Origin of the sequence: Kitasatospora sp. NPDC093550 (assembly GCF_044764985.1) — a bacterium.
GTDB lineage: Bacteria > Actinomycetota > Actinomycetes > Streptomycetales > Streptomycetaceae > Kitasatospora.
The window spans coordinates 65352-91951 of the sequence record NZ_JBIWJF010000009.1 but is presented as its reverse complement, the minus strand read 5'-3'; the positions used below and the strand labels follow the sequence as shown (position 1 = coordinate 91951).

The following is a 26600-nucleotide window of genomic DNA, read 5'->3' as shown; positions in this document are numbered from 1 at the left end:
AGGGCTGCTCGTGGCCGGCCCGGGCGCGGCTCACATCCGCTCGAACGACCGGTAGCGCTCCCAGTCGGTGACCGCGCCGTCGTAGGCCGCCTGCTCGACCCGGGCCATGTTCAGGTAGTGGTCCACCACGTCGCCACCGAAGGCCTCCCGGGCCAGCTCGCTCCCGCCCCACAACTCGGCCGCCTCGCGCAGCGATCCGGGCACCCTCGGGTAGTCCTCCACCGCGTAGGCGTTGCCCAGACAGGGCGCGGGCAGCTCCAGCTTGCGCTGCAGCCCGTACAGGCCCGCCGCGATCATCCCGGCCACCGCCAGGTACGGGTTGACGTCGCCGCCCGGCACCCGGTTCTCCATCCGCAGGCCCGGGCCGTGGCCGACCACCCGGTAGGCGCAGGTGCGGTTGTCCCGGCCCCAGGCGACGGCGGTCGGGGCGAACGAGCCCGGGCGGTACCGCTTGTAGGAGTTGATGTTCGGGGCGTACAGCACGCTGAACTCGCGCAGCGCGATCAGCTGACCGGCCAGGAAGTGCCGCATGGTGTCCGTCATCCGGCCGTCCCGGTCCGCGAAGGCCGGCGCGCCGACCGCGTCGCGCAACGACAGGTGGATGTGGCAGCTGTTGCCCTCGCGCTCGTCGTACTTGGCCATGAAGGTGAGCGCGCACCCGAGTTGGGCGGCGATCTCCTTGGCACCGGTCTTGTAGACGCTGTGCTGGTCGCAGGTGGTGAGGGCGTCGGCGTAACGGAAGGCGATCTCGTGCTGGCCCAGGTTGCACTCCCCCTTCGCGGACTCCACGACCAGTCCCGCGCCGGCCATCTCGTTGCGGATCCGGGAGAGCAACGGCTCGACGCGGGCCGTGCCGAGCATCGAGTAGTCCACGTTGTACAGGTTCGCCGGAGTCAGTCCGCGGTAACCGCCCAGCCAGGCCTGCTCGTAGGTGTCGCGGAAGACCAGGAACTCCAGCTCGGTACCGATGTCCGCGGCCAGGCCGTACTCGGCGAGCCGGGCGATCTGACGGCGCAGCACCTGCCGCGGGGCGGCGTCCACCGGGTGCCCGCCGTGCCGGGCCAGATCGGCGGTCACCTGGGCGGTGCCGGGCTGCCAGGGGATCAGCCGCAGGGTGCCGAGGTCCGGGCGCATCGCGAAGTCGCCGTAGCCGGTCGCCCAGGAGGAGAAGGCGTAGCCGTCCACGGTGTTCATGTCGACGTCCACGGCCAACAGGTAGTCGCAGGCCTCCGCGCCGTGCTCGGCGACTTCGTCGAGGAAGAAGCGGGCGGCGAAGCGCTTGCCCTGCAGCCGGCCCTGCATGTCGGTGAAGGCGAGCGCCACGGTGTGCACCTGGCCGGCGTCCACCAGGGCGCGCAGCTCGTCCAGAGACAGCGGCGGCCGGGGCGGCGAGCCCGCGGCGGTCTGTTCGGACACAGCTGAACCATCCTTCCTCGATCACTCTTTGAGATCATGCGGTCACAGCGAACCGTACGGCCTCCGCCTCGCGGGGCGGAAGAGGGCGGACGGGTGTGGCGCGCCGATATGCGTGGTTGACGAGGGATCAGATGGTTCGGGAGGAGAATGCGCGCCATGGATCGCAGGCCTTTGATCGGCGTCAGCACCTATCTGGTGAACGCGAGCTGGAGCGACTGGCGGGACCGGCGGGTGGCCCTCGTCCCCGAGCGTTACACCGCGTACGTCCAGGACTCCGGCGGGATCGCCGTCCTGCTGCCGCCCGACGCCCCGGAACGCGCACCCGAGGTGCTCGCCCGGCTGGACGCCCTCGTCATCGCGGGCGGGCCGGACATCGATCCCGCCTACTACGGCGAGCCGGCCCACCCGGCCACCGAGGTGGACTCACCGGAACGCGACGTCTGGGAGGTCGCGCTGCTCCGGGCGGCGCTCGCGGCGGGGATGCCGCTGCTGGGGGTCTGCCGCGGCATGCAGGTCCTCAACGTGGTGTGCGGCGGGACGCTGGTCCAGCACCTGCCGGACGTGGTGCCGGTGGACGTGCACAACGGCTCGCCCGGGCGCTACGGCACGCACCTGGTACGGCCGGTGCCGGGCACGCTCCTCGGCGGGCTGCTGCCGGAGAGCGAACTGGAGGTGCCGACCTTCCACCACCAGGCCGTCGACCGGGTCGGGGCCGGACTGCGGGTGAGCGCCCACGCGCCGGACGGCACCGTGGAGGCCGTGGAGGGGCCGGGCTTCACCCTCGGCGTGCAGTGGCACCCCGAGCAGGGGGACGACCTGCGGCTGATGCGGGCCCTCGTCCGGGCGGCCACCCCGGCGGCGCTCGACATGTCCGGGCTGGACGTGGCCGTCCTGGACGCGGCGGCCCTGCGCTGAGCCTCACGGGCGGCAGCGCCGGGTGGGGGCGGGGATCGGGGACGGGGATCGGGCGTCGCCCCGCCGGAACGCGGGCGGCACCCGGAGGGCGCCGCCGGCCACCCGGTCGGCGCAGCCGCCCCGACGGCAACGACAACGGTCACCAGTACAACCTTTGGATCTTTGTCCATTCTGCGGTTCACTTCGAGTGCGGGCGATCGCACCCCGTCACCTCCCCACCCGTGCGCCCAGAGAGGACGGCAATGGCCGGGCATGAGCATTCCCATGACGATCATGCACATGACGACAAGCACGCGCACGGCCCGGGAGGGCACGGTCATGGCGGGCACGGCCACGGCGGTGGCCACGGTGGCCACTCGCACGGCGTCGCCGCCGACGCGGACCGCCGCTGGCTGCTCAGCGCCCTCGCCCTGATCGTCGTCTTCATGGCCGGCGAGGTCGTGGTCGGCTTCGCCGCCGAGTCCCTCGCACTGATCTCCGACGCGGCGCACATGCTCACCGACGCCGCCTCGATCGTGCTGGCCCTGGTCGCGATGCGGCTCGCCGCCCGCCCGGCCCGCGGCGGCTACACCTACGGCCTCAAGCGCGCCGAGATCCTGTCCGCGCAGGCCAACGGGGTCACCCTGCTGGTGCTCTCGGCCTGGCTGGGCTACGAGGCCGTCACCCGGCTGATCGAACCTCCGGAGGTCACCGGCTCGCTGGTGCTGGTCACCGCGCTGATCGGGATCGTGGTCAACATCGCGGCCACCTGGTGCATGTCCAAGGCCAACCGCAGCTCGCTCAACGTCGAGGGCGCCTTCCAGCACGTCCTCACCGACCTGTACGCGTTCATCGCCACCGCCGTCGCCGGTCTGGTCGTCCTGGTCACCGGTTTCGCCCGGGCCGACGCGATCGCCTCGCTGATCGTCGTCGCGCTGATGCTCAAGGCCGGCATCGCGCTGGTCCGCGACTCCGGGCGGATCTTCCTGGAGGCCGCCCCGGCCGGGATCGACCCCGACGCGGTCGCCGACCGGATGGTCGCCGAGCCGCTGGTCGAGGAGATCCACGACCTGCACATCTGGGAGATCACCTCCAACCAGCCCGCGCTGTCCGCGCACATCCTGGTCACCCCGGGCGGCGACTGCCACGCGGTCCGGCGCCAGCTGCAGCGCCGCCTGGCCGACGAGTACGGGATCACCCACAGCACCCTCCAGGTCGACCACGTCGGCGAGGACGAGGCGGGCGCGCTGCTGCAGATCGTCACCCCCGGCGACACCACGCCCGAGCACTGCGCCGACGCCCACGGCCCCGTCCACCGCGCAGGGCCCCACGACCACTGAGGCCCCGACGATCGCCAGGCCCCGCTCGCGGAAGCCCCCCTCGCTGAAGCCCCCCGTTGTCGCCCCGGTACGGCATGATCTGAGCGTGACCGCACCGCGACTGATGCTGCTCGACTCCGCCAGCCTGTACTTCCGGGCCTACTTCGGCGTACCGGACACCCTGCGCTCGCCGCAGGGTGAGCCGGTCAACGCCGTCCGCGGCCTGCTGGACTTCATCGCCCGGCTCGTCCACGACCACCGGCCCGACCAGCTGGTCGCCTGCATGGACGCCGACTGGCGCCCGCAGTGGCGCGTCGACCTCGTCCCCTCGTACAAGACCCACCGCGTCGCGGAGGGGGCCGTGGACGGCGAGGAGGAGGTGCCCGACACGCTGGCCCCGCAGGTCCCGGTGATCGAGCAGGTGCTGGACGCGCTCGGCATCGCCCGGGTCGGCTCCCCCGGCTACGAGGCGGACGACGTGATCGGCACCCTCACCGCCCGCGCCGAGGGTCCGGTCCAGATCGTCACCGGCGACCGCGACCTCTTCCAACTCGTCGACGACGCCCGCGCGATCACCGTGCTCTACCCCGTCAAGGGGATGGGCAACCTGCAGGTCACCGACGACGCGCTGCTGCTGGCGAAGTACGGCGTGCGCGGCGCCCAGTACGCCGACATGGCCGCCCTGCGCGGCGACCCGTCGGACGGCCTGCCGGGCGTCAAGGGCATCGGCGAGAAGACCGCCGCCCAGCTGATCAACGAGTACGGCGACATCGCGGCCGTCCGCGCCGCCGCCCTCGACCTCGGCTCCAAGCTCACCCCGGCCCGCCGCCGCAACATCGTCGAGGGGGCCGGCTACCTCGACGTCGCCCCGAAGGTCGTCCGCGTCGCCGACGACGCCCCGCTCCCGGACTTCGACCCGGCCCTCCCCCACGAGCCGCTCGACCCGATGACGCTGGAGCACCTCTCCACCCGGTGGGGCCTCGGCACCTCCCTGGAACGCCTCCTGGAGGCCCTGGCCCAGCGCTGACGGCGCGAGTCAGGCCGATCGGCCGGAGGTGCCGGCGAGGCTGGTCAGGACGGAGCCGGACCAGCCGCCCTCCCCGAACACGCCGACCGGCAGGGCGAGCACCCGGTGCTCGCGCAGGAGCGTCCGCGCCGGGATGTCCACCGGGAAGAAGTAGTTGCCGGGGCAGGCCCGGCTCGCCGCGGGGATCGCCCCGAGCACCTCCTCCGGCAGCCGTGCGAACAGCCGCTCGGCCCGTACGGCCAGTTCGTCGACGACCCGGCCGGGCACGTCCCCGCGCTCGGTCAGCAGCCGGTCGGCGAGCCGCAGCTGTTCGGGTGTCGGCGGCTCCGCGCGGAACGCTGCGGCCAGTTCGGCGTCCTCCGGCCCCAGCAGGACCACGCCGAAGGTGCGCGGCCACAGCCATCCCTTGGTGACCGAGTGCAGCAGGACCGCGCGGCCGGTGTCCAGCAGCCGCCGGGTGCCGAGCGCGAACGGGGCCCCCAGGTCGTAGACGCCGTCGATCAGCACCCGGCGGTGCGGTGACTCCCGCAGCCACGCGATCACCGCCTCGCACTCGGCATCGGACAGGTACCGGCCGAGCGGCTTGCTGGGGTTGGCGAGCAGCAGGTACTCGGGCCGGTCGTCCGCCGGCGACGTCGGCAGGACCGGCGCCGGCAGCGTCGGGTAGGACCCGGGCGCCAGGCCCGCGGCGCGGGCCAGCTCGAAGTAGACCGGGTAGACGTCGCCGGGCAGCCAGAGCCGCGCCCGCTCGGCGCGCAGCCACGGGAACAGCACGCCGAGCCCGTGCCGGACCCCTCGGCAGACCATGGCGCGGCGCGACCACTCCTCCGGCAGCTCGTAGCGCCGCAACCAGGCCCGGGCGAGGTCGCAGCGGTACACCGTGCGCGGTCCGGCCGGCGGTTCGGCCGGCGGGTCCGGCCGCAGGGCGGCGAGCGACCGGTACAGGTTGGTCTCGGCGGCGTCCAACAGCGTCGGCTCGACGGCGAGTTGGCGCTGCCGGAAGTCCTGGAACGCGTCGAACCTCATACCGCCGCCCCTTCCGGCAGGAGCTCGCTGGCCCGGTCCTCCAGGGAGGCGTAGCAGCGGCCGTCGGCCAGCACGTTCCAGCTGCGGGCGATCCCGTTGGTGCGCTCCCACAGCAGGCTGGGCTCCGTGTACGCGGCGATCCGCATCGGCCGGCCGTCCCAGCTGCCGCGGTACACCGGCGCACCCCAGGGCAGGCGGCTCGCGAGCTCGAAGCCGTGCCGCTCGGCGAACCCCGTCACGACGGACAGCGAGACCTGGTGCTCCCGGCTCCAGACGTTGGCGGCGCGGTCGAAGTAGAGCGACTCGGTGCTGGTGGAGACGTAGAGCTCCTTGAAGCAGACCTCCTCGACACCGAGGGCCGCCGCCCACGAGAGGTAGTCGGCGACACCGGCCGCGTCGGCCACGCCGCCGTGCTGGAGCACGCAGATGAGCCGCAGGCCCAGCCCCGGCCAGCGGTCGCGTTCCAGGCGCCAGGTGTCGACCACCGAGCCCACCGGCGTGCGCAGCGCCATCAGCCGCTCGCTGACGGCGTCGTCCTGGTGGTGCCGGGAGACCGCCAGCACGCTCAGGCCCGCGGCGCGCAGGGCCGCCAGTCGGTCGGCCCGGTCGTCGTGCCCGCCCTTCGCCAGGGAGTGCGCGTTGGTGATCAGGACGACCTTCGGGAAGGCCGCCGCACAGGCGGACACCAGCCGCAGCTGCTGGTCGAACGGCAGGAGCGTGGGCTCCCCTCCGCCGGTGATCACCGCCCGCTCGGCCCCGGCCGCACGCCCGCGCTCCAGCCAGTGGGCGACCGTGTCCCACGGGACCCGGGCCGGCGCCTGGTCGCTGGATATCGACGCGGCGGAGAAGCAGAACGAGCACCGGGCCTGGCAGGCGGAGGCGACCGGCAGCACCGAGACCGAGCGCGGTCTCAGGTCGGCGTAGCGGCGCTCCGCCGACCCGTGCAGGCCCAGGGAGGCCGCCATCGCGTCCTCGACGGTCGTCGGGCGCAGCGTGAACTCCTCGTCTTCTCCGTCCAGTTCGTGGACGGCCGACAGACGGATGCGGGCCTCCCGGAGTTCCATGCCGAGGCCGGTCGACGCGTTGGGCACCAACGCGTCGGGATCCACCGAGGTCTCCAGCACCAGCAGCCGGTCCCCCGGGATGGCCAGCCGGTCCAGCAGGCGCCGCGCCTTGCCGACGCCGATGCCCAACTCCGCCCGGGTCAGCAGGTGGAACCGGTCGGGATAGGTGCTCTCCGGGATCCCCGCCTTGCCGTACGCGAACGCGTACTTGTCGAAGCCCCGCGCGAAGTTCGACAGCACGATGACGTGGAAGCGCCGGTCAGTACGGATCATCCCGTCATCATGCACGAACCGGCCCCGGGCCGCCGCCTCTTACTTTGCATCGCCATGAACTCTTGACCGCAATCTACTTTGCAGGACAAAGTTGACGCATCGCCAGATCGACCGTTCAAGGGGGATCCATGGGAACACCGCACCGGAACGACCCGGCCGAGCTGCTGGCCACCGCGGAAGGGCTCCGGGCAGGTGCCCGGAACCGGCTGCGCGGGGCGGGCGTCCCATTGCTCGGCTTGGGACTGCTCGCACTGGCGGCCGTACCGGTCGCCGGGCAGGCCTTCAACTTCGGCGCCAACGGGCGGGACGTCACCTCGTACCCCGCCTTCGCCTACGCCCAGCTGACCGGCCTGTGCGTGCCGCACGCACCCGGCGCCGCCTGCGAGGCCGACGAGTTCGACGGGGCGGTGACCCGCTTCCTCGCCTGGGGGATCTGGTACGCGCTGCTCCCACTGGCCTGGTTCGCCCTGGCCCGCTGGTACCGGCGGCGCGGCGAGGCCCGCGGGATCGTGCCGCGCCGCGCCGTCTGGCTCGGCGCCACGGCCGCCGTCGGCGTCCTCGTCGCCGCCGTGCTCGTCGCACTCGTCCTCGACCCCAGCCCGTACCACCCCCTGGACGCCGGCCGGTTGGTGAACTCCTACGCCTCGCCCTGGTACGTCCTGGGCCTCGGTCTGATCGTCCTCGGACTCACCGAGCGCAGCCCGCTGGTGGCCGGCACCGGCCTCACCCACACCCTGCTGCTCACCGCCTACCTCGCGGCGCCCTGGGACAGCGGCCTGCTGCCGTGGTCCGCCCGGTCCGGCGGCTGGACCGACGGCCCCGCCCCGAAGGCGCTGCTGCTGGCGGCGATCCCGCTGGCCGCGGGCCTGGCCCAGTGGACCGCCGCGCGCCGCGCCCCCGCGCCGTCCCGTACGGTCACCCCATGAGCGTTGCCGACGAAGCCGAAGAACGACACCCGACCCTGGCCCTGGACGACACCGTCCACCAGCGGGTCCGGCTCGGCATCCTGACCATCGCCCGCGAGGCGGACCGGGTCGAATTCGGCTTCCTCAAGGAACAGCTGGGCGCCACCGACGGCAACCTCTCCCGCCACCTCAAGGTCCTGGAGGACTCCGGCCTGATCGCCGTCACCAAGGGCTACGCCGGCCGCCGCCCCCGCACCTGGATCGCCCTCACCCCGCACGGCGCCGACGCCCTCGACCACGAACTCCGAGCCCTCCGCGCACTCGTCCGCCGCCTCGACGCCGCCTCCGCCGGAGGTCGGCAGGAGTAGGAAGCGGGAAGCCGTCCGGACCAAGGCCCGGACGGCTTCCCGCGATCGTCGTCAGGATCCTCAGCCCACCGAGGAGTAGGCGATGATGCCGCGGCGGAGGCCGTCGACGGCCTTGCGGGCGGTCTTGCGGAGTTCGACGTCGTCGCCGGCGGCGTCCTGGATCTGGCCGAGGACGTCGATCAGCTGCTTGGTCCAGCGGACGAAGTCGCCGGCCGGCATGTCGGCGTCGCGCAGGACCTGGTCGAGGTTGTGGCCGAGGGCCCAGCGGTAGGCGACCCAGGCGAAGCCGAGGTCGGGTTCGCGCTGGCCGACGCCCTCGGCGGTGTTGATCCGGTGCTGCTCCTCCAGGGCGTCCAGGTGGCCCCAGATCCGGACCATCTGGCCGAGCGCCTCCTTGGCCGCGCCCTCCGGCACCCGGGGGGCGCCGGCGTCGTCGGACTGGCGGGCCTCGTACACCAGCGCCGAGGCGCAGGCGGCGAGTTCGGCCGCGGCGAGGCCGCTCCAGACGCCTTCGCGGATGCACTCGGAGGCGAGCAGGTCGAGTTCGCCGTAGAGCCGGCCGAGCCGCTTGCCGTCGTCGGTGACGGTGTCGCCGCGCAGGTAGCCGAGGTCGGTGAGCAGGGCGCAGACCCGGTCGAAGGTGCGGGCGATGGTGTGGGTGCGCGAGCGCATCCGGCGTTCGAGCAGCTCGGTGTCGCGGTGCAGCCGGTGGTAGCGCTCGGCCCAGCGGGCGTGGTCCTCGCGGTCGGAGCAGCCGTGGCAGGGGTGCTGGCGCAGTTCGGTCCGCAGCCGGGTGATCTCCGGGTCGTCGGCGGCGGCCGCGCGGCCGCGGCGGAACCGCTCGGGCTCCAGGTGACCGGCCTTGGTGCGCAGCGCGGAGGCGAGGTCCCGACGGGACTGCGGGCTGCGCGGGTTGAAGGACTTGGGGATGCGCACCCGCTCGATCGCGGCGACCGGGTGCGGGAAGTCGATCATGGCGAGCCGCTTGACCTGGCGCTCGGCGGTGAGCACCACCGGGCGCGGGCCGTCCTGGAAGTCGGGGTGGCGCGGGCCGCCCCGGCCGGAGCGGTTGACCGGCGGCAGGCCCGGGTCGAGGACCAGGGCGAGGCCGGCGAACTTGCCGGTGGGGACGTGGATGACGTCGCCCGGCTTGAGCTGCTCGATGGACTCGACGGCGGCCGCGCGGCGCTGGCTGGTGCCCTCGCGGGCCAGCTCGTTCTCGCGGTCCTTGAGCCGGCGGCGCAGCTCCATGTACGCGTCGAAGTCGCCGAGGTGGCAGGTCATCGACTCGCGGTAGCCCTCCAGGCCCTCCTCGTTGCGCTGCACCTGGCGGGCCAGGCCGACCACCGAGCGGTCCGCCTGGAACTGGGCGAAGGACGTCTCCAGCAGCTCGCGCGAGCGGTGCCGGCCGAACTGGGAGACCAGGTTGACGGCCATGTTGTAGGAGGGCCGGAACGAGGACTTCAGCGGGTAGGTGCGGGTGCCGGCCAGGCCGGCCAGTGCCTCCGGGTCGAGGCCGCGCTGCCAGAGCACCACGGCGTGGCCCTCGACGTCGATGCCGCGCCGGCCGGCCCGGCCGGTGAGCTGGGTGTACTCGCCGGGGGTGATGTCGGCGTGGGTCTCGCCGTTCCACTTGACCAGCTTCTCCATGACCACCGAGCGGGCGGGCATGTTGATGCCGAGCGCCAGGGTCTCGGTCGCGAAGACGGCCTTGACCAGGCCCTTCACGAAGAGCTCCTCGACGACCTCCTTGAACCGGGGCAGCATGCCGGCGTGGTGGGCGGCGATGCCGCGCTCCAGCCCGTCCAGCCACTCGAAGTAGCCGAGGACGTGCAGGTCCTCGTCGGGGATGTCGGCGCAGCGCTCCTCGACGATGGCGCGGACCTGGGCGCGGTCGGCGTCCTTGTTGAGCCGCAGACCGGAGCTGAGGCACTGCTGGACGGCGGCCTCGCAGCCGGCCCGGCTGAAGATGAAGGTGATCGCGGGCAGCAGGCCCTCGGCGTCGAGCCGGTCGATGACGTCCACCCGGCCCGGCGTCCAGACCCGGCCGGGACGGCCGTTGGGCATGGAGCGGCCCCGGCCGCGGCCGAAGCGGTCGCGCGGGTTGCGGTCCAGCTCGGAGCGGGCGAGCCGGACCAGCTCGGGGTTGACGGCCTTGCCGGGGTTCTTCAGGTTGTTCTTCGGGCGGCCGTCCCGGTCGGGGTTGGCGAACAGGTCGTACATCCGGTTGCCGGCCATCACGTGCTGCCACAGCGGCACCGGGCGGGTCTCGGAGACGATCACCTTGGTGCCGCCGCGCACGGTGTCCAGCCAGTCGCCGAACTCCTCGGCGTTGGAGACGGTCGCGGAGAGCGAGACGAGGGTGACCGACTCGGGGAGGTGGATGATGACCTCCTCCCAGACGGCGCCGCGGAAGCGGTCGGCGAGGTAGTGCACCTCGTCCATCACGACGTAGCCGAGGCCGTCGAGGGTGCTGGAGCCCGCGTAGAGCATGTTGCGCAGCACCTCGGTGGTCATGACCACCACGGGGGCGTCGCCGTTGACGGTGTTGTCGCCGGTGAGCAGGCCGACCTTGGCGGCGCCGTAGCGCTTGACCAGGTCCCCGTACTTCTGGTTGGAGAGCGCCTTGATCGGCGTGGTGTAGAAGCACTTGCGCCCGGCGGCCAGGGCCAGGTGCACGGCGAACTCGCCGACGATGGTCTTCCCGGAGCCGGTGGGGGCGGCGACCAGGACGCCCGATCCTGCCTCCAGCGTCTCGCAGGCCTCCAGCTGGAAGTCGTCCAGCGGGAAGTCGTAGAGCTGCTGGAAGCCGTACAGGGCGGTGGCCTGCTCCTTGGCCCGGCGACGGCTGGCCGCGTACGCCTCGGCGGGGCTGAGCTCCCGGTCGTCCTGGGGCTCTGGATCGGGGGTGTTCATCGCCGTCCGGGTGTGGTTGGTGTGATCTCGCATCTCAGCGAGAGGTTACCCGGGAGGACTGACATCGATAGCACCGTTTTTCCGTACGAGGAGATCACTCCTCTCTCAGATCCATAGTTGCAAATGTCTTCAAGTGATCACGATTGCACCAGCTTCGGCCGTCTCCGGTCATCCCCGGTGGTTCGCCGCCGGGCCTCCCTACCGTCGTCGTCACAGCCACCAACGCACGGGAGGACAGCCACGATGGCGAACCTGGAGACGTCCCTCAAAGAGGCCATGTCGATCGACGGCGCCATCGGCGTCGCCCTGGTCGACTACGGCAGCGGCATGGCGCTCGGCAGCCTCGGCGACGGCAACGAGCTGGACCTCAACGTCGCCGCGGCCGGGAACACCGACGTGGTCCGCGCCAAGATGCGGGCGATGGAGCTCCTCAACCTGCACGACAACGAGATCGAGGACATCCTGATCAGCCTGACCAACCAGTACCACATGGTCCGGCCGATCACGACGCCGAGCGGCCGCGGCCTGTTCCTCTTCCTGGCGCTCAACCGCAACCGCTCCAACCTCGCGATGGCCCGCCACCAGCTCAAGCGGATCGAACTCTCGCTGGAGATCTGAGACCCGGACCGACACCAGGAAGGGGGGCCTCGTGACCATCGGGGTACCTCCCGGCCGGCGGCCGGGGGCGCTCTACCAGGTGAAGGCCGAGTTCTTCCGGATGCTCGGCCATCCCGTACGGATCCGGGTGCTGGAGCTGCTCCAGGCCGGGCCGACGCCCGTCCGCGCGCTGCTCGCCGAGCTGGAGGTCGAGCCCTCCAGCCTCTCCCAGCAGCTCGCGGTGCTGCGCCGGGCCGGCATCGTCACCGCCACCCGGGAGGGCAGCACGGTGGTCTACGCGCTGGCCGGCGGGGACGTCGCGGACCTGCTGCGGTCGGCCCGGCGGATCCTCACCGGCCTGCTCGCCGACCGGAACCTGCTGCTCGCCGAGCTGCGGACGGACCCGGACCAGGCCCTGCGCGGGACCGGCTCGTAGCCGGAGCCGGGCGGGGCGCAGCCGGCACCGGGCGGCTCGTAGTCGGCACCGGGCAGGGTGCCCGGAACCGGAGCGGGCCCGGCCAGCCGGAACCGGGCGGGCGTGCCTACGCCTCCGGCACGTCCGCCAGCACCTGCGCCAGCCCGTCCGCCAGCCGCTCGTACTCCTCCGCCCGGTTGTACAGCTGCGCGCTGATCCGCAGCACCCCGCCGCCGGCCCAGGGGCGGACGGCTATCCGGGTGCGCAGCCGCTGCCACACCCCGGCCATCAGCGCCCGGGCCCGCGGCTCGCTCTCGGCGTGGCCGGCCGGCAGCCGTACGGCGCGCATCCACACCCCGGGGGTCGCGGGCAGCGGTGCCAGCCCCGCCCGCTCGGCCAGCGCACGCTGCCCGTACGCGACGAGCGCGGTGTTGTGCGCGGCCACCGCCGCCGGGCCGAGGGTGCGCAGCAGGTCGAAGCCGGCCGGGGCGGCCAGCCAGGGCGTGTAGTCGCAGGTGCCGCGCCACTCGACGTTGCCGGGGTAGCCCTTGTCGTGCTCCCAGGAGAGCGCCAGCGGGCGGACCCGGGCGGTCCACTCGGGGCGGACGGCGAGGACGCCGGTGGCACGCGGGGCGAAGGCCCACTTGTGCAGGTTGCCGAACCAGAAGTCGGCGTCGGGCTCGGCCGGGGCGGGCAGCATGCCGGGCGCGTGGGCGCCGTCGACGACGGTCGTCACGCCGCGGGCGCGCAGGTCGGCGAGCAGGGCGGGGCCGGCCACCAGGCGGGCGGTGGGCGAGGTGAGCTGGTCCAGGACGGCGACGGTGGTGCGCCCGTCCACGGCGGCGAGCACGGCCTCCCGGACGGCCTGCTCGTCCGGGGCGTCCAGCGGCAGCGGGACGACGGCGACCTCGGCGCCGGTCTCGGCGGCCTTGCGGGCGACGGCCGCGGTGACCGCGCCGTAGCCGTGGTCGGTGACCAGGATCCGGTCGCCGGGGGCGAGTGGGAGGCTGTCCAGGGCGATCGCGACCGCCTCGGTGACGTTGGCGACCAGGGCGAGCCGGTCCGGGTCGGCGCCCAGCTCGGCGGCGAGCACGGTCCGGGCGGCGGCGATCCGGGCCGGGAGGTCGGCGAAGAAGCCGTCCGGGTCGAGTTCGTGCTCGGCCCGCAGCCGTTCCTGCGCACGCTGCACCGGGAGGGGCACGGCGCCGTACGAGCCGTGGTTCAGGTGGGCGGCGTCCGCCGACACGCCGAACAGGCCCTCGGCGGCGGGCAGCGGGGCCGGGGGCTCGGCGGTCCGCAGTTCCTCGATCACTGACGTCCTCCGCGATGCGTGACATGCACGAGTGGCATGGTGTGTGACATTTCACATGGCAGACTACTGGTCGGGGCGCGCACCGCGCGACCACCATCGGGCCGTGACCATCACCGACGCCTTCCTTGCCCTCAGCGCCCGTACCGGCCGGTTCACCTTCGGTGCGCCGCGCGCGTACACCTTCGCCGAGGACGGTACCCGGCTGCTGCTGCTCCGCTCGACCGGTCCCGAGGATCCGTTCGACCGCCTCCACCTGCTCGACGCCGCCACCGGCGAGGAGCGCCTGGTCGCCGACCCCACCGCGCTGCTGCCCGGCCGCACCGGCCACCGCGACGACCTGCCCGCCGTCGAGCGCCGCCTGCGCGAGCGCACCCGGCTGGTCGCCGCCGGGATCGGCGGCTACGCCGCCACCGCCGACCTCTCGGTCGCCGTCTTCACCCTCGACGGCCGGCTGTTCCGCACCGACACCGCCACCGGCACCAGCGACGAACTCCCGGTCGCCGGGCCCGCGTTCGACCCCCGGCCGGACGGCACCGGCCAGCGCGTCGCCTACGTCGCCGACGACGCCCTGTACGTCACCCCCGGCCTCGACCCGCTCTCCCCCGCCGACGGCGCCCGCTGGAGCGTCGCCGAGTTCGCCGCCGCCGAGGAGCTCGGCCGCGCCCGGGGCCACTGGTGGCGCCCGGACGGCGGCGCGCTGCTGGCCGCCCGGGTGGAGGAATCCGCCCTTCCCCGACGGTACTTCGCCGACCCGGCCCACCCCGCCGAGGCGCCCGAGGACTTCGCCTACCCGCAGGCCGGCGGCCCCAACGCGGACGTCCAGCTGTGGGTCCTCGGCCTCGACGGCGGGCGGGTCCGACTGCGCTGGGACGCCGAGGAGTTCCCGTACCTCTGCGCCGCCTCCTGGGCCTCCGACCACGAGGTGCTGCTCACCGTCGCCGACCGGCTGCAGCAGCAGGTCCTGCTCCTGACCGCCGACCCGGCCACCGGCGAGACCCGCGAACTCTCCCGCACCATCGACGAGTTCTGGGTGGACGACCTGCCCGGCACCCCCGACCGGCTGCCCGACGGCCGGCTGCTCACCGTCCACGACACCCCGCGGGCCCGCGGCCTCGCCCTGGACGGCAAGCCGCTGGACACCACCGGGCTGCAGATCCGCCGGGTGGTCGGACGGCTGCGCGGCCGGCTGCTCTGCGAGACCGGCCGGGGCGACCCGGCCGACCAGTCCGTCCACCTGGTCGACCCGGACGGCGGCGCGCCCGAGCCGCTCGCCACCGGCCCCGGCGTGCACTCCGCGCTCGCCGCCGCCGACACCCTGCTGCTCACCTCGGCCGGCGCCGACGGGATCCACCGCCGGCTGCTGCGCGACGGCCGCGAACTGCCGCTCACCGATCTCAGCGCCGCCCTGCCGTACCGCGTCCGCCCGCGCTTCGCCCGGGTCACCGACCGCGAGCTGCCGACCTCCGTGGTCTACCCGCGCGAGCACGTCCCCGGCCGCCGGCTGCCCGTGCTGCTGGACGTCTACGGCGGGCCCGGCTACCAGGCCGTGGCGGCCGAACCGCGCCGCTGGCAGCTCCGCCAGTGGTGGGCCGACCAGGGCTTCGCGGTGGTCACCACCGACAACCGCGGCACCCCGTTCGTCTCCCCGGACTTCACCCGGGCGATCTTCCGCCGCTTCTCGCAGGCCGCCCTGGACGACCAGGTCGACGCCCTGCACGCGCTGGCCGCCGACCACCCGGACCTCGACCTCGGCCGGGTCGGCGTGCGCGGCTGGTCGTACGGCGGCTACTTCGCCGCGCTCGCCGTGCTGCGCCGCCCGGACGTCTTCCACGCCGCCTGCGCGGGCGCCCCGCCGACCGACTTCCGGCAGTACGACACCGCGTACACCGAGCGCTACCTCGGCCTGCCGCAGGACAACCCCGAGGGCTACGCCGCCGACTGCCTGCTCGCCGACGCGCCCGGGCTGACCAGGCCGCTGCTGCTGATCCACGGGCTGGCCGACGACAACGTCCACCCCTCGCACACCCTGCTGCTGTCCCGGGCGCTCACCGCGGCCGGCCGCCCGCACGCGGTGCTGCCGCTGCCGGGCGTCACCCACATGACCCCGGACGGGATGAACGAGCGGCTGACCGTGGCCGAACTCTCGTTCCTCCGCGACGCCTTGGGCTGATTCGCGGCCGCCGTTCCATTGCGCCGCCCGGGCCCGGCTGCGACACTCCGCGTGATCGCCGCCCGGCGCGGGCGGAGCAGTGGAACGGGGAGAGCGACGAGATGAAGATCGACAGACCCGGCCCGGTCGGGCAGCGCCAGTGGACCCCGCTGACCGTCGGCAACGCCGGCCTCGCCTTCGGCCTGGAGCTCGCCATGCTGGCGGCACTCGGCTACTGGGGTTTCAGGACCGGCTCCAGCCTGGCCACCCGGCTGCTGCTGGGGCTGGGCGCACCGGCCGTGGCGGCCACCGTCTGGGGCCTGTTCCTGGCCGCGGGCGGGCCCAAGTACCGGCTGCCGCTGGCCGCCGAGATCGTGCTCAAGCTGCTGACGCTCGGTACGGCCGCACTCGCGCTGTACGCCAGCGAGCGGACCACCCTCGCGGTGGTGTACGGCGTGCTGGTGGTGGTCAGCGTGGCACTGGAGTACACCACCCGCTGACGGCGACGGCTGAGCCGCCCACGGAGAAGGGGCGCCGCACCTCCGGGTGCGACGCCCCTTTCGCTTGCCCGGGCCCCTTCCACGTGACCCGTGACATGTGAAATATTACCTGCGCTTCACCGCCCGCACCCCCGAGGCACCCCGAAGCACCCTCATCCCCCGGAAAGGACCGGTCAGTTGCGCAGACTGTCCGCGGCCCTCGCCGCCGCGCTCACCACGAGCGCGATAGCGGCCACCCTGCTCGGCACACCCGCCCAGGCCGCGCCCCCCGCACCCCTCACCGTCACCGCCGCCGCGGCCTCCGACGCCGCCCCGCAGGGCGCCGAGGCCCCGCCCGCACCGCTCGTCCCGCAGGAGCGCGAGCGGCAGGCACTCCGCGGCAAGGCCCTGGAGCAGCTCAACAAGGGCACCGTCGCCAAGACCGCCGACAAGCGCGCCCCGGCGAAGGTGAGGATCGGCGACGACTACGTCCAACTGGCCCACCAGCGCACGGACAAGGTCTTCGTGATCCTCGCCCAGTTCGGCGACGAGGTCGACGACTCGACCCAGTGGAACGGTCAGCCGCGCTACGGCGGCACCCCCGGCCCCCGCCACAACCAGATCCCCCAGCCGGGCAAGGACGACAACCACACGCTGTGGTCCCGGGACTTCGACCGCGCGTACTACCAGAAGATGTTCTTCGACGACACGCCCGGCGCGGTGTCGATGCGCACCTACTACCGCACCCAGTCCTCCGGCCGGTACGACGTCGAGGGCACCGTCAGCGACTGGGTCACCGTCCCGTACAACGAGGCCCGCTACGGCAGCAACAAGGGCCCGCAGGGCTCCGGCGCCTGGACCCAGGCCCAGGAGTTCGTCCGGGACGCCGTCAAGGCCTGGTACGACGGCGAGATCGCCAAGGGCCGCTCCGCCGCCGACATCAAGGCCCAGCTCGCCCAGTACGACGTCTACGACCGCTACGACCACGACAAGGACGGCGACTTCGACCAGCCCGACGGCTACCTGGACAACGTCATCGTGGTCCACGCCGGGGTGGACGAGACCTGGGGCGGCGGCGCCCAGGGCGCCGACGCGCTGTGGGCGCACCGCAGTTGGGCCTTCCCGGACGCCACCGGGCAGACCGGCCCGGCCGGGGACAAGATCGGCGGCGCACCGGTCGGCGACACCGGCCTCTACGTCTACGACTACGTCCAGGCCGGCGAGAACAGCGGCGTCGGCCTGTTCGCCCACGAGTACGGCCACAACCTCGGCCTGCCGGACCTCTACCCGACCAGCGGCGGCGACAACAGCGTCAACTTCTGGTCGCTGATGTCCTCCGGCTCGTACCTGGGCAAGGGCCCGAACACCACCGGCGGCTACCCGGGCGACCTCGACGCCTGGAGCAAGCTGCAGTTCGGCTGGCTCAACTACGACGAGGCGCAGGCCGCCACCCGCTCCAGCCACGCCCTCGGGGTGAGCAGCTACAACACCGACCAGGCACAGGCCGTGCTGGTGCACCTGCCGGACGGCACCACCAGCACCGACCTCGCCGACCCGTACGAGGGCGGCAAGCAGTGGTGGAGCGACACAGGTGACAACCTCGACAACTCCCTGGCCCGGGAGGTCGATCTGCGCACCGCGGCCGGCCCGGCCGCCCTGGACGCGGCGGCCTGGTACGACGTCGAGCAGGACTACGACTTCCTGACCGTCGAGGCCTCCACCGACCAGGGCAAGCACTGGACCGCCCTGGGCGGCACCGTGGACGGCGCGCCGATCGGCAACACCAGCGCCAACACCCCCGGGCTCAGCGGCACTTCCGGCGGCTACCGGAAGCTGCACATCCCGCTGGACGGCTACCTCGGGCAGCAGCTCCGGCTGCGCTTCCACGTCACCTCGGACGGCAACACCCACGGCAGGGGCGTGCTGTTGGACGCCGTGCGGGCCACCGCCGGGGGCACCGACCTGTTCAGCGACGGGGCCGAGAACGGCGCGAACGGCTGGACGGCCAACGGCTTCACGGTCATCACCGGCCGCACCGCCGTCAAGCAGCACCCGCGCGCCTACATCGCCGAGAACCGCCGCTACACCGGCTACGGGGCGTTCCTGAAGACCGGCCCGTACAACTTCGGCTACACCGGCGTCCCGGGCAAGGCCAACGTGGTCGACACCTACCCGTACCAGGAGGGCGTCCTGCTCTGGCTCTGGGACACCTCGTACGGCGACAACAACACCAAGGACCACCCCGGCGGCGGGCTGATCCTGCCGATCGACGCCCACCCGGCGCCGATCCGCTTCGCCGACGGCACACCGGTCAACGCGCGGGCGCAGACCTTCGACGCCACCTTCTCGCTCAAGCCGACCACGCCGTTCACCCTGCACAAGGGCGGGGTCGCGGTGCGGATCCCGAGCGAGCCGGCCGTCCCGGTGTTCAACGACCACACCGGGGTGTACGCCGACCCGGCCACCCCGCAGCTGACGGTGAAGGTGCCGGACACCAACACCAGGATCGAGGTCGTCCGGGAGTCCCAGGGCGGGCGGATCACCACCGTCCGGGTCGGCCCGGCCTCCTGAGGCGGTCATGAGTCGGCCCCGGATCCCCCCGACGACAGGGATCCGGGGCCCGCTCGTGTGACCGGCCGTGCTCACCGCCCGAGGCGGCGGGCGGTGAGCGCGGCCGTGGCCACGCCGAGCACGGTGATCCCGGCGATCCCGAAGGTCATGTACCGGGCCGAGTCGACCGGGCTGTCCGTCCCCAGGTTGACCAGGGTGCCGGCCAGCGCCGAGGTCACCGAGAAGGCGATCAGCTGGGTGGTGTTGATCGCCGCGGCGGCCTTGCCGCCCTCGGCCGGGTCGCTGCTGCTGCGCATCGCGGCCACGCTCAGGTGCGGGAAGGCCAGCCCGATCCCGGTGCCGGCCACGAACAGCGCCAGCGCCCACAGCGCCACCCGCGCCCCGGAGGCGTCCCCGGTCTGCAGCAGTCCGTAGACCAGCAGGCCGCCGACCAGCACCAGCGGGGCGGTGCGGACCGCCCGGGCCCGGCCCCGCGCCGACTCGATGCCGACGCTGAACAGCTGGGCCGTGGTCCAGCCCGCCGACACCGCGGCGCCGAGGAAGCCGGCCACCAGCGGGCCCAGACCGCCCAGCTCCTGGCCGAACAGCGGGATGAAGTTCTCCGCCACCACACCCGCGCAGAGCACCGCGACGGTCAGGTAGAGCCACTTCAGCGGATGGCCGGCCCGGTAGGTCTGCTGCGGCAGGACCGTCGCCGAGGCCCGCCGCTCGACCGCCACGAAGCCGACCAGCAGCGCCACCCCGGCGAGGATGCAGACCGCCGTCGCCCAGCCGCCCGGCACCGTCGAGCTGATGCTGAAGGCGGCCGCCGCGAGGGTGAGCAGCAGCAGCGAGGGCAGTGGCACCGGGCCGCTCCCCCGCCCCTCCCCGGACCGCCCGGGCAGCACCCGGCGGGCCAGCGCGGCCAGCACCAGCGCGGCGACCAGCAGCAGGACGTACGCCCCGCGCCAGGCGCCGAGCTGCGCGAACAGCCCGCCCAGCGACGGCCCGACCAGGGTGCCGACGCCCCACATCGCGGAGACCAGCCCGGCCGCCCGGGTCCACAGCCGTTCCGGCAGCGCGCTGCGGATGACCGCGTAGCCCAGCCCGGCGACCAGGCCGCCGCCGAGGCCCTGCACCACCCGGCCGAGGACCAGCGCCGGCATCGACGGGCTGAGCGCGTTGAGCACCGCGCCCGCGCCGAACACCAGGAAGCCCAGCACGTAGGCACGGGCGGCGCCCAGCCGGTCCAGCAGCCGGCTGACCAGCATCGAGGCGATGACGGCGGCCATCAGGAAGCCGGTGGCCACCCACGCGTAGTACCGGGCACCGCCGATGTCGGCCACGATCGAGGGCATCAGCGCCGCGGTGAAGTAGAGGTTCATCGCGTACAGCGCGACGCCGCCCGCCAGGATCGAGGCGGCCGCCGCGTGACGGCGGGAGAAGAGTTCGCGCCACCCGCCGGAGGCCTCGACGGGCGCCGGCTCCGCTGGGTGATCGCCCAGCTCGGCAAGGGTGGTATCGGTCGTCACGGCTGCTGGTTCAGTCACGTCCGGTACGCTAAGACTTCAACAGAACTTGAAGTCAAGGAGCCGTCATGACGACCGCGCCCGTCGATCTGCTGAGCGTCGGCGAGGTGGCCCGGCGGGCCGGGATCGCCACCTCCGCGGTGCGCTTCTACGAGGACCAGGGGCTGATCAGCTCCGAGCGGTCGACCGGCAACCAGCGCCGCTACCGGCGGCACGTGCTGCGCCGGATCTCGCTCATCCTGGTCGCCAAACGGCTCGGCATCCCGCTCAGCGAGGTCGCCGAGGTGTTCACCGGCCTCCCCGAGGACCGGATGCCCGGCAAGCACGACTGGGAGCGCATCTCCCGCCGCTGGGCCGAGCAGCTGCGTGCCCGCCGCCAGGAACTGGAGCGGCTGGAGGGTGAGTTGACCGGCTGCATCGGCTGCGGCTGCGTCTCGCTGCGCCGCTGCCGGGTGCTCAACCCCGGCGACGAACTCGCCGCCGAGGGGCCCGGCCCGCGGCTGCTGCTGCCGGAGGACTGACCACCCGGCGCAACGGATGGAACCCGGTCGGACGCGGCCCTCGTAAGGTTCCCCGCCGCGCCCGACCGGGCGTCTCGGTCCCGGGCTCCCCCTGTGGGAGGCCCGGGCTCACACCTCCCGGCTCACACCTCCGGGAAGTGGCAGGCCGCCTCCCGGCCGCCCGGCCCGGCGATCCGCAGCAGCGGCCGCTCGGTGCGGCACAGCTCCTGCGCCTTGGGGCAGCGGGGGTGGAAGCTGCACCCGGGCGGCGGGTCGGCCGGGCTCGGCGGGTCGCCGAGCAGCACGATCCGCTCCCGGCTCCGCTCCGCCTCCGGATCCGGCAGCGGTACGGCGGACAGCAGCGCCCGGGTGTACGGGTGCGCGGGGCTCCCGTACACCTCGGCCTTGTCGCCGATCTCCACGATCCGGCCCAGGTACATCACCGCGACCCGGTCGCAGACCCGCTTGACCACCGAGAGGTCGTGCGCGATGAACACGTACGCCAGCCCGAGTTCCCGCTGCAGCCGCTCCATCAGGTTGACCACCTGGGCCTGGATGGAGACGTCCAGCGCGGAGACCGGCTCGTCGGCGATCACCAGCCGCGGCGAGGTGGCCAGCGAGCGGGCGATGCCGATGCGCTGCGCCTGGCCGCCGGAGAACTCGTGCGGGTAGCGGTCCAGGTGCTCGGGGATCAGCCCGACCAGCTCCATCAGCTCGGCGGCCCGCTTGCGCGCGGCCGTCGCGCTCTCCCCCTGGACCAGCAGCGGCTCGGAGATGATCCGGGACACCGTCTGCCGGGGGTTGAGCGAGGAGTACGGGTCCTGGAAGACCATCTGCAGGTCCCGCCGGTGCGGGCGCAGTCGGGCCTGGGAGAGCCCGCCGATCTCGGTGCCGTCGAAGGTGACGGTGCCCGAGGTCGGGTCGAGCAGCCGGACGATCATCCGGCCGGTGGTGGACTTGCCGCAGCCGGACTCGCCGACCAGGCCCAGCGTCTCCCCCGCGCCGACGTCGAAGCTGACCCCGTCCACCGCCCGGATCGGCGCACCGGGCCGCCCGGTGCGGCTCCGCCGGCCGGGGAAGGTCTTCACCAGGTCCCTCACCAACAACAACGGTCCGGTCATCACAGCACCCCTTCCGGCACCAGCGGCAGGTGGCAGGCGGCCTGGTGGCCGGGGGCGAGCGGGCCGAGCGCGGGGCGCTCGGCCAGGCAGCGGGCGTGCTCCTCGGCGGACGCGGCGGTGGTGCGGGCGCAGCGCGGGGCGAAGGAGCAGCCGGGGGCGGGGGCGATCAGCGACGGGGGGCTGCCGGGGATGGCCCGCAGCGGGGCGTCGTCGGTGTCGTCCAGGCGGGGCAGCGAGTCCAGCAGGCCGCGGGTGTACGGATGCGCGGGTCGCGCGAACAGCCGTTCCACCGGGGCCTGTTCGGCCGCGCGGCCGCCGTACATGACGAGCACCTCGTGGGCGACCCGGGCGACCACGCCGAGGTCGTGGGTGATCATCACGACGCCGAGGCCGCGCTCCTGCTGGATCCGGGCGATCAGGTCGAGGATCTGCGCCTGGACGGTGACGTCGAGGGCCGTGGTGGGCTCGTCGGCGATCAGCAGGTCGGGCTCGCAGGCGAGCGCCATGGCGATCATGACGCGCTGGCGCATGCCGCCGGAGAACTGGTGCGGGTACTCGTCGACCCGGCGGGCCGGCTCCGGGATGCCGACCTCGGCCAGCATCTCCACCGCGCGGGCCCGGCCCGCCTTGCGGTTGGCCCGGAAGTGCACCCGGTAGTGCTCGGCGATCTGCTCGCCGACGGTGTAGAAGGGGTGCAGGCTGGACAGCGGGTCCTGGAAGATCATCGCGATCCGGCGGCCCCGGACGGCGCCCAGCTCCCTCTCCCCGAGCCCGTTCAACTCCTGTCCGTGCAGCCGGATCGAGCCGGTCACGGCGGCGCCGCGGTGCAGGCCCATGACGGCGAGCGAGGTGACGGACTTGCCGCTGCCGGACTCGCCGACCAGCCCGAGGGTGCGTCCGGCCTCGACGGCGAAGGAGATGCCGTCCACGGCCCGGACGGTGCCGCGCGGGGTGTCGAAGGCGACCTCGAGGTCCTCGACCTCCAGCAGGGAACCGGCCATCAGTACCTCACTCTCGGGTCGACGTACGCGTAGAGCAGGTCGACCAGCAGGTTCGCGGCGACGATGAAGGCGGCCGCGAGCAGGGTGACGCCGAGGATGACGGGCTGGTCGGAGCGGACCAGGCCGTCGTAGAAGAGCCGTCCCACCCCGGGCAGGCCGAAGATCGACTCGGTGATGACGGCGCCGGCCAGCAGTCCGCCGAGGTCCATCCCGAAGATGGTCAGGATCGGCGTCATCCCGGAGCGCAGCCCGTGCTTGACGGTGACCGTCCGCGGCGGCAGGCCCTTGGCCCGGGCGGTGCGGATGTACGGCTCGGCCATCGCCTCGATCATCGAGTTGCGGCTCTGCCGGGCGTACATGGCCGCGTACAGCAGGGCCAGGGCGATCCAGGGCAGCAGCAGGTTGGAGGCCCACGTGAAGGGGTTCTCGGTGAACGCGTGGTACGCCGGGTAGGGCAGCAGCCCGGCCGTCCTGACGACGCCCCAGATCAGCATGATCGAGGTGAAGTAGACCGGCAGCGAGGCGGCACCCACCGAGAGCACCATCAGCGTCCGGTCGGTCGGACCGCCCTTGCGCAGCGCCGAGGTGACGCCCGCGCCGAGGCCGAGGAGCAGCCAGAGCACGGAGGCGCCGAGCGCCAGCGAGACGGAGACCGGCAGCCGGTCGGTGAGCAGGTTCCAGACCGGCAGCGAGTACTCGTAGGAGTACCCGAGGCAGGGGAAGCCGCAGTGGGTGGCGCTCGGTCCGCTGCCGTAGTCGCGCCCGGCGAAGATGCCGGTGAGGTACGTGACGAACTGTTCCCAGACCGGTTTGTCCAGCCCCATCGCCGCCTTGACCTCGGCCACCCGCTCGGCGCTGCAGGTCTTGCCGCAGGCGGCCACGGCGGGGTCGGAGGGCAGCAGGTAGAAGATGGTGAAGGTGATCGCGCAGACGGCCAGCAGGATGCCGGCGGCGGCGAGCAGCCGGCGGCCGAGGTAGAGGATCACGACCGGCCTCCCCGGGGGTCGAGGATGTCGCGCAGCGCGTCGCCGAGCAGGGTGAAGGCGAGCACGGCGAGGAACAGGAAGGCCGTGGGGATCAGGAAGTACGTCGGGTCGGTCTCGTAGAAGCTGATGCTCTCGGCGATCATCTGGCCCCAGGACGGGGTCGGCGGACGGACCCCGACGCCGAGGTAGCTGAGCGCGGCCTCGGTCGCGATCATGCCGGGGACCAGCAGGGTGGTGTAGGCGATGATCGGGCCGGAGACGTTCGGCAGGATCTCCCTGGTGAGGATCCGCCAGGAGCGGGCCCCGCCGACCTTGGCGGCCTCGACGTACTCGCGGTGCTTGAGCGAGAGGGTCTGGCCGCGCACCACCCGGGCGATCCCGGGCCAGCCGAACAGGCCGATCACCAGGGTCATCAGGACGACCCGGTTGACGTCCTTGGCCACCGACATCATCGAGATCATGAAGATCAGGGACGGGAAGGACATGGTGAGGTCCATCAGCCGGGAGAGCACGGCGTCGGTGCGGCCGCCGAAGTAGCCGGCCGCGATGCCCGCCAGGGTGCCGACGACCACGACGAGGGCGGTCGCGGTGAAGGCGATCAGCAGGGAGACCTGGCCGCCGTGCAGGACCCGGGCGAACAGGTCGCGCCCGGTGGCGGGTTCGACGCCCAGCCAGTGCCGGGTGCCGACCCCGCCGAAGTCGCCGATCGGCAGGCCGCCGAGGTACGGGTCGACCGCCCGCTTGTCGAACTCCTCGGGGGACCAGCCGCCGAGGCCGCTCAGCGGGCCGGCCAGCGCGGCCAGCAGGACCAGCAGCGCGACGGTGACCAGGCCGAACCGGGCCGCGCCCTTGGCCCAGAGCTGGTCCCAGACCAGCCGCCAGGGCCCCCTCCCGGCGGGAGCGGCGGCCCCGGCGGCCCCCGTGGGGGCCGCCTCGGCCGGTGATGTGGTGGTACTCATCGGGACGGCCCCTCAGCCCTGGCTCTTGGCGGGGTCCTTGAGGCCGATCGTGGCGAAGTCCCACTGACCGGTCCACACCGGGTGGCCGAAGGCGCCGGCGATGTTCGTCCCGGCCAGCAGCGGGCGGCGCTGCCAGATCAGCGGTACGGTCGGCGCCTTCTTCAGCAGCTCGTCGTTGAGCTGCCGCCACGCCTTGTTGGCCTCGGCGACGTCGGTCATCGCGTTGATCTGGTCGATCCGGTCCGAGGTGGCCTGGTCGCGGAACTGCTCGACGTTGCCCTGGTTGCCCTTCTCCTTGATGGTGCGGCCGTCGAAGACCATGGGCAGGAAGGTGGCGCCCGAGGGGTAGTCCGGACACCAGCCGAGGATGGCCAGGTCGGGCGCGTTCTTCGTGTCGCCGATGGTGTCGTAGTACACGGACGGGTCGGCGGTGGTGATGGTGACCTGGATGCCGACCTTGGCCAGCGACTGCTGGAGCGCCTCGGCCCGGGTCTTGTCCCCGGAGGACACGGTCAGCGAGACCTTCAGGTCGGTCTTTCCGGCGTCCTTGAGCAGCTGCTTGGCCTTCTCGACGTCGCCGGTGGCGGGGATCTTCAGGCTGTCCACCTTGGTGCCGCCGGTCAGCGCGGGCGGCAGGTAGGAGGTGGCCGGATCGGCCATCGCCGGGCCGCCGTTGGCGGTCACCTGCGCGTCGCGGTCCACCGCGTACAGCAGCGCCTCGCGGACCTTCGGGTCGTCGAAGGGCGCCTTGGAGGTGTTCGGGTAGAGCATGTCGGTGCAGCCCTGCTGCTCGGCGATCAGCCGGTTCTTCACGTCCGGCTTGGGCAGCACCTTGGCGATCGACTCCGGACGCAGGCCCATCCACTCGACGGTGGAGGCGTCCGCGCCCTCGCTCGCGATGATCCGGTCGTCGACCTGGCCGCCCTTGAGGCCCTGGGTGACCACGATCTTGTCCGGGTAGGCCTTGCGGACCGGGTCGGTGGACTGGTCCCAGCCGGTGTTGCGGACGAGCACCAGCTGCTTGCCGCGGTCGTAGGTCTCGATCTTGTACGGGCCGGAGGAGAACGGCCGCAGGTCGTACTGGGTGCCCTTGTCCTGGGACTGCGGCACGGGCGAGAAGGTCGGCAGGGTCGCGGTGTACGAGAACTCGGCGACCGGGCGCTTGAGGTGGAAGACGATGGTCTTGTCGTCCGGGGTCTCGATGGCCGCCAGGTGCTCGCCGTTCAGCGGGCCCTTGTAGTTCTCGCCGCCCGCCAGGTACTGCTGGGCGTAGTCGGGGCCGCCGGTGAGGTCCGGGGCGAAGGAGCGCTCGACGTTGTACTTGATGTCGGCGGACTTGATCGCCGTGCCGTCCTCGTACTTGACGCCGTCCTTGAGGGTGAAGGTCCAGGTCTTCCCCCCGTCCGAGGACCGGCCGAGGTCGGTGGCGAGGTCGGGGACGATCTCGCTGCCGGCGGCGCCCGGTTCGGCCTTGAAGGTGACCAGGGTGCGGTAGAGCAGCCGGATGCCGAAGTCCATGTTCGGCATGGTCCAGTTGCGGGCCGGGTCGAGGTGAGCGAAGTCCTGGTTCGACAGCACGGTCAGGGTGCCGCCCCTGACCGGGGTGCCGCCGACGATGGACCCGGACGCGGCGCCCGGGGCCTGGGTGCTTCCGGCCGCGCTGCCGCCGCTGTCGCTCTTGTCGTTCGTGCAGGCCCCGAGGCCGAGGGTGAGGGTCGCCGCGAGGGCCGCCGCGAGGGCGGCGTGGGTGCGCCTGGTCATGTTGCAACTCCGCTGTGGGGGGCCTGATCTGGC

The 26600-nt window shown here is 73.1% G+C and carries 22 protein-coding genes; 11 read left to right on the top strand and 11 right to left on the bottom strand.

The window, feature by feature from the left end:
* Window positions 1-30: 30 nt before the first annotated feature.
* Window positions 31-1416 carry a glutamine synthetase family protein gene (locus ACIRD3_RS16600; protein WP_402216559.1) on the bottom strand — a complete coding sequence of 462 codons (1386 nt, stop codon included), beginning with the start codon at window positions 1414-1416 and terminating at the stop codon, window positions 31-33.
* 156 nt (window positions 1417-1572) lie between these two features.
* Here ACIRD3_RS16600 and ACIRD3_RS16595 point away from each other — a divergent pair, with 156 nt between their 5' ends.
* The 3 genes from ACIRD3_RS16595 to ACIRD3_RS16585 all read left to right on the top strand — a co-directional run bounded on the left by ACIRD3_RS16595 (window position 1573) and on the right by ACIRD3_RS16585 (window position 4656).
* A complete protein-coding gene (locus tag ACIRD3_RS16595) occupies window positions 1573-2331 on the top strand; it encodes a gamma-glutamyl-gamma-aminobutyrate hydrolase family protein (protein ID WP_402216557.1) in 759 nt (252 codons plus the stop codon).
* A 242-nt stretch (window positions 2332-2573) separates the two neighbouring features.
* Complete coding sequence (locus tag ACIRD3_RS16590; RefSeq protein WP_402216555.1) at window positions 2574-3650, top strand: cation diffusion facilitator family transporter; 1077 nt, start codon at window positions 2574-2576, stop codon at window positions 3648-3650.
* A gap of 103 nt (window positions 3651-3753) precedes the next feature.
* Complete coding sequence (locus ACIRD3_RS16585; RefSeq protein ID WP_402217049.1) at window positions 3754-4656, top strand: 5'-3' exonuclease H3TH domain-containing protein; 903 nt, start codon at window positions 3754-3756, stop codon at window positions 4654-4656.
* 9 nt (window positions 4657-4665) lie between these two features.
* Here the strand turns inward: ACIRD3_RS16585 and ACIRD3_RS16580 are convergent, their stop codons facing one another.
* Together ACIRD3_RS16580 and ACIRD3_RS16575 are read right to left on the bottom strand one after the other, a co-directional pair.
* On the bottom strand, window positions 4666-5682 hold the full coding sequence (locus tag ACIRD3_RS16580; RefSeq protein WP_402216553.1) for an aminotransferase class I/II-fold pyridoxal phosphate-dependent enzyme: 1017 nt from the start codon (window positions 5680-5682) through the stop codon (window positions 4666-4668).
* Window positions 5679-7019, bottom strand: a complete 1341-nt coding sequence (locus ACIRD3_RS16575; RefSeq protein ID WP_402216550.1) for a radical SAM protein — start codon at window positions 7017-7019, stop codon at window positions 5679-5681. Before ACIRD3_RS16575 ends, ACIRD3_RS16580 begins: the two co-directional genes overlap by 4 nt.
* Window positions 7020-7147: 128 nt before the next feature.
* Here ACIRD3_RS16575 and ACIRD3_RS16570 point away from each other — a divergent pair, with 128 nt between their 5' ends.
* Window positions 7148-7945, top strand: a complete 798-nt coding sequence (locus ACIRD3_RS16570) for a hypothetical protein (protein WP_402216547.1) — start codon at window positions 7148-7150, stop codon at window positions 7943-7945.
* Entirely contained in the window at window positions 7942-8292 is a 351-nt protein-coding gene (locus ACIRD3_RS16565) for a winged helix-turn-helix domain-containing protein (protein WP_402216545.1), read from the top strand. The genes ACIRD3_RS16570 and ACIRD3_RS16565 overlap by 4 nt, the downstream gene beginning before the upstream one ends.
* Window positions 8293-8352: 60 nt before the next feature.
* On the opposite strand, the gene ACIRD3_RS16560 is transcribed toward ACIRD3_RS16565, so the two are convergent.
* On the bottom strand, window positions 8353-11208 hold the full coding sequence (locus tag ACIRD3_RS16560; protein WP_402217046.1) for a DEAD/DEAH box helicase: 2856 nt from the start codon (window positions 11206-11208) through the stop codon (window positions 8353-8355).
* Between the two features lie 243 nt (window positions 11209-11451).
* On the opposite strand from ACIRD3_RS16560, the gene ACIRD3_RS16555 reads away from it, so the two are divergent.
* Both ACIRD3_RS16555 and ACIRD3_RS16550 read left to right on the top strand, forming a co-directional pair.
* Window positions 11452-11826 (top strand): hypothetical protein, encoded by a 375-nt coding sequence (locus ACIRD3_RS16555; RefSeq protein ID WP_402216543.1) that lies wholly within the window; start codon window positions 11452-11454, stop codon window positions 11824-11826.
* A gap of 31 nt (window positions 11827-11857) precedes the next feature.
* On the top strand, window positions 11858-12241 hold the full coding sequence (locus tag ACIRD3_RS16550) for an ArsR/SmtB family transcription factor (protein ID WP_402216540.1): 384 nt from the start codon (window positions 11858-11860) through the stop codon (window positions 12239-12241).
* Between the two features lie 106 nt (window positions 12242-12347).
* Here the strand turns inward: ACIRD3_RS16550 and ACIRD3_RS16545 are convergent, their stop codons facing one another.
* A complete protein-coding gene (locus ACIRD3_RS16545) occupies window positions 12348-13532 on the bottom strand; it encodes an aminotransferase class V-fold PLP-dependent enzyme (RefSeq protein WP_402216537.1) in 1185 nt (394 codons plus the stop codon).
* Between the two features lie 103 nt (window positions 13533-13635).
* Between ACIRD3_RS16545 and ACIRD3_RS16540 the strand changes: the two genes are divergently transcribed.
* The 3 genes from ACIRD3_RS16540 (at window position 13636) to ACIRD3_RS16530 (ending at window position 18731) form a co-directional block, all read left to right on the top strand.
* Window positions 13636-15702, top strand: a complete 2067-nt coding sequence (locus ACIRD3_RS16540) for a prolyl oligopeptidase family serine peptidase (protein ID WP_402216535.1) — start codon at window positions 13636-13638, stop codon at window positions 15700-15702.
* A gap of 101 nt (window positions 15703-15803) precedes the next feature.
* Entirely contained in the window at window positions 15804-16181 is a 378-nt protein-coding gene (locus ACIRD3_RS16535) for a YrdB family protein (RefSeq protein WP_402216532.1), read from the top strand.
* A gap of 177 nt (window positions 16182-16358) precedes the next feature.
* Window positions 16359-18731 carry an immune inhibitor A domain-containing protein gene (locus tag ACIRD3_RS16530; RefSeq protein ID WP_402216530.1) on the top strand — a complete coding sequence of 791 codons (2373 nt, stop codon included), beginning with the start codon at window positions 16359-16361 and terminating at the stop codon, window positions 18729-18731.
* 71 nt (window positions 18732-18802) lie between these two features.
* Here the strand turns inward: ACIRD3_RS16530 and ACIRD3_RS16525 are convergent, their stop codons facing one another.
* Entirely contained in the window at window positions 18803-20260 is a 1458-nt protein-coding gene (locus ACIRD3_RS16525) for an MFS transporter (RefSeq protein WP_402216527.1), read from the bottom strand.
* 47 nt (window positions 20261-20307) lie between these two features.
* Here ACIRD3_RS16525 and soxR point away from each other — a divergent pair, with 47 nt between their 5' ends.
* Window positions 20308-20760, top strand: a complete 453-nt coding sequence (gene soxR / locus ACIRD3_RS16520) for a redox-sensitive transcriptional activator SoxR (protein WP_402216524.1) — start codon at window positions 20308-20310, stop codon at window positions 20758-20760.
* 122 nt (window positions 20761-20882) lie between these two features.
* Here soxR and ACIRD3_RS16515 read toward each other — a convergent pair whose 3' ends face one another.
* From ACIRD3_RS16515 to ACIRD3_RS16495, 5 genes are read right to left on the bottom strand one after another with little or no spacing between them, the layout of a single operon-like run.
* A complete protein-coding gene (locus ACIRD3_RS16515; protein ID WP_402216523.1) occupies window positions 20883-21860 on the bottom strand; it encodes an ABC transporter ATP-binding protein in 978 nt (325 codons plus the stop codon).
* The gene (locus tag ACIRD3_RS16510; RefSeq protein WP_402216521.1) at window positions 21860-22861 is read right to left on the bottom strand and encodes an ABC transporter ATP-binding protein; all 1002 of its coding nucleotides are present in this window, start codon (window positions 22859-22861) and stop codon (window positions 21860-21862) included. Before ACIRD3_RS16510 ends, ACIRD3_RS16515 begins: the two co-directional genes overlap by 1 nt.
* Window positions 22861-23847 (bottom strand): ABC transporter permease, encoded by a 987-nt coding sequence (locus ACIRD3_RS16505; RefSeq protein ID WP_402216519.1) that lies wholly within the window; start codon window positions 23845-23847, stop codon window positions 22861-22863. Before ACIRD3_RS16505 ends, ACIRD3_RS16510 begins: the two co-directional genes overlap by 1 nt.
* The gene (locus tag ACIRD3_RS16500) at window positions 23844-24806 is read right to left on the bottom strand and encodes an ABC transporter permease (protein ID WP_402216516.1); all 963 of its coding nucleotides are present in this window, start codon (window positions 24804-24806) and stop codon (window positions 23844-23846) included. Before ACIRD3_RS16500 ends, ACIRD3_RS16505 begins: the two co-directional genes overlap by 4 nt.
* Before the next feature lie 12 nt (window positions 24807-24818).
* Window positions 24819-26567 (bottom strand): ABC transporter substrate-binding protein, encoded by a 1749-nt coding sequence (locus tag ACIRD3_RS16495; protein ID WP_402216513.1) that lies wholly within the window; start codon window positions 26565-26567, stop codon window positions 24819-24821.
* Window positions 26568-26600: the final 33 nt, after the last annotated feature.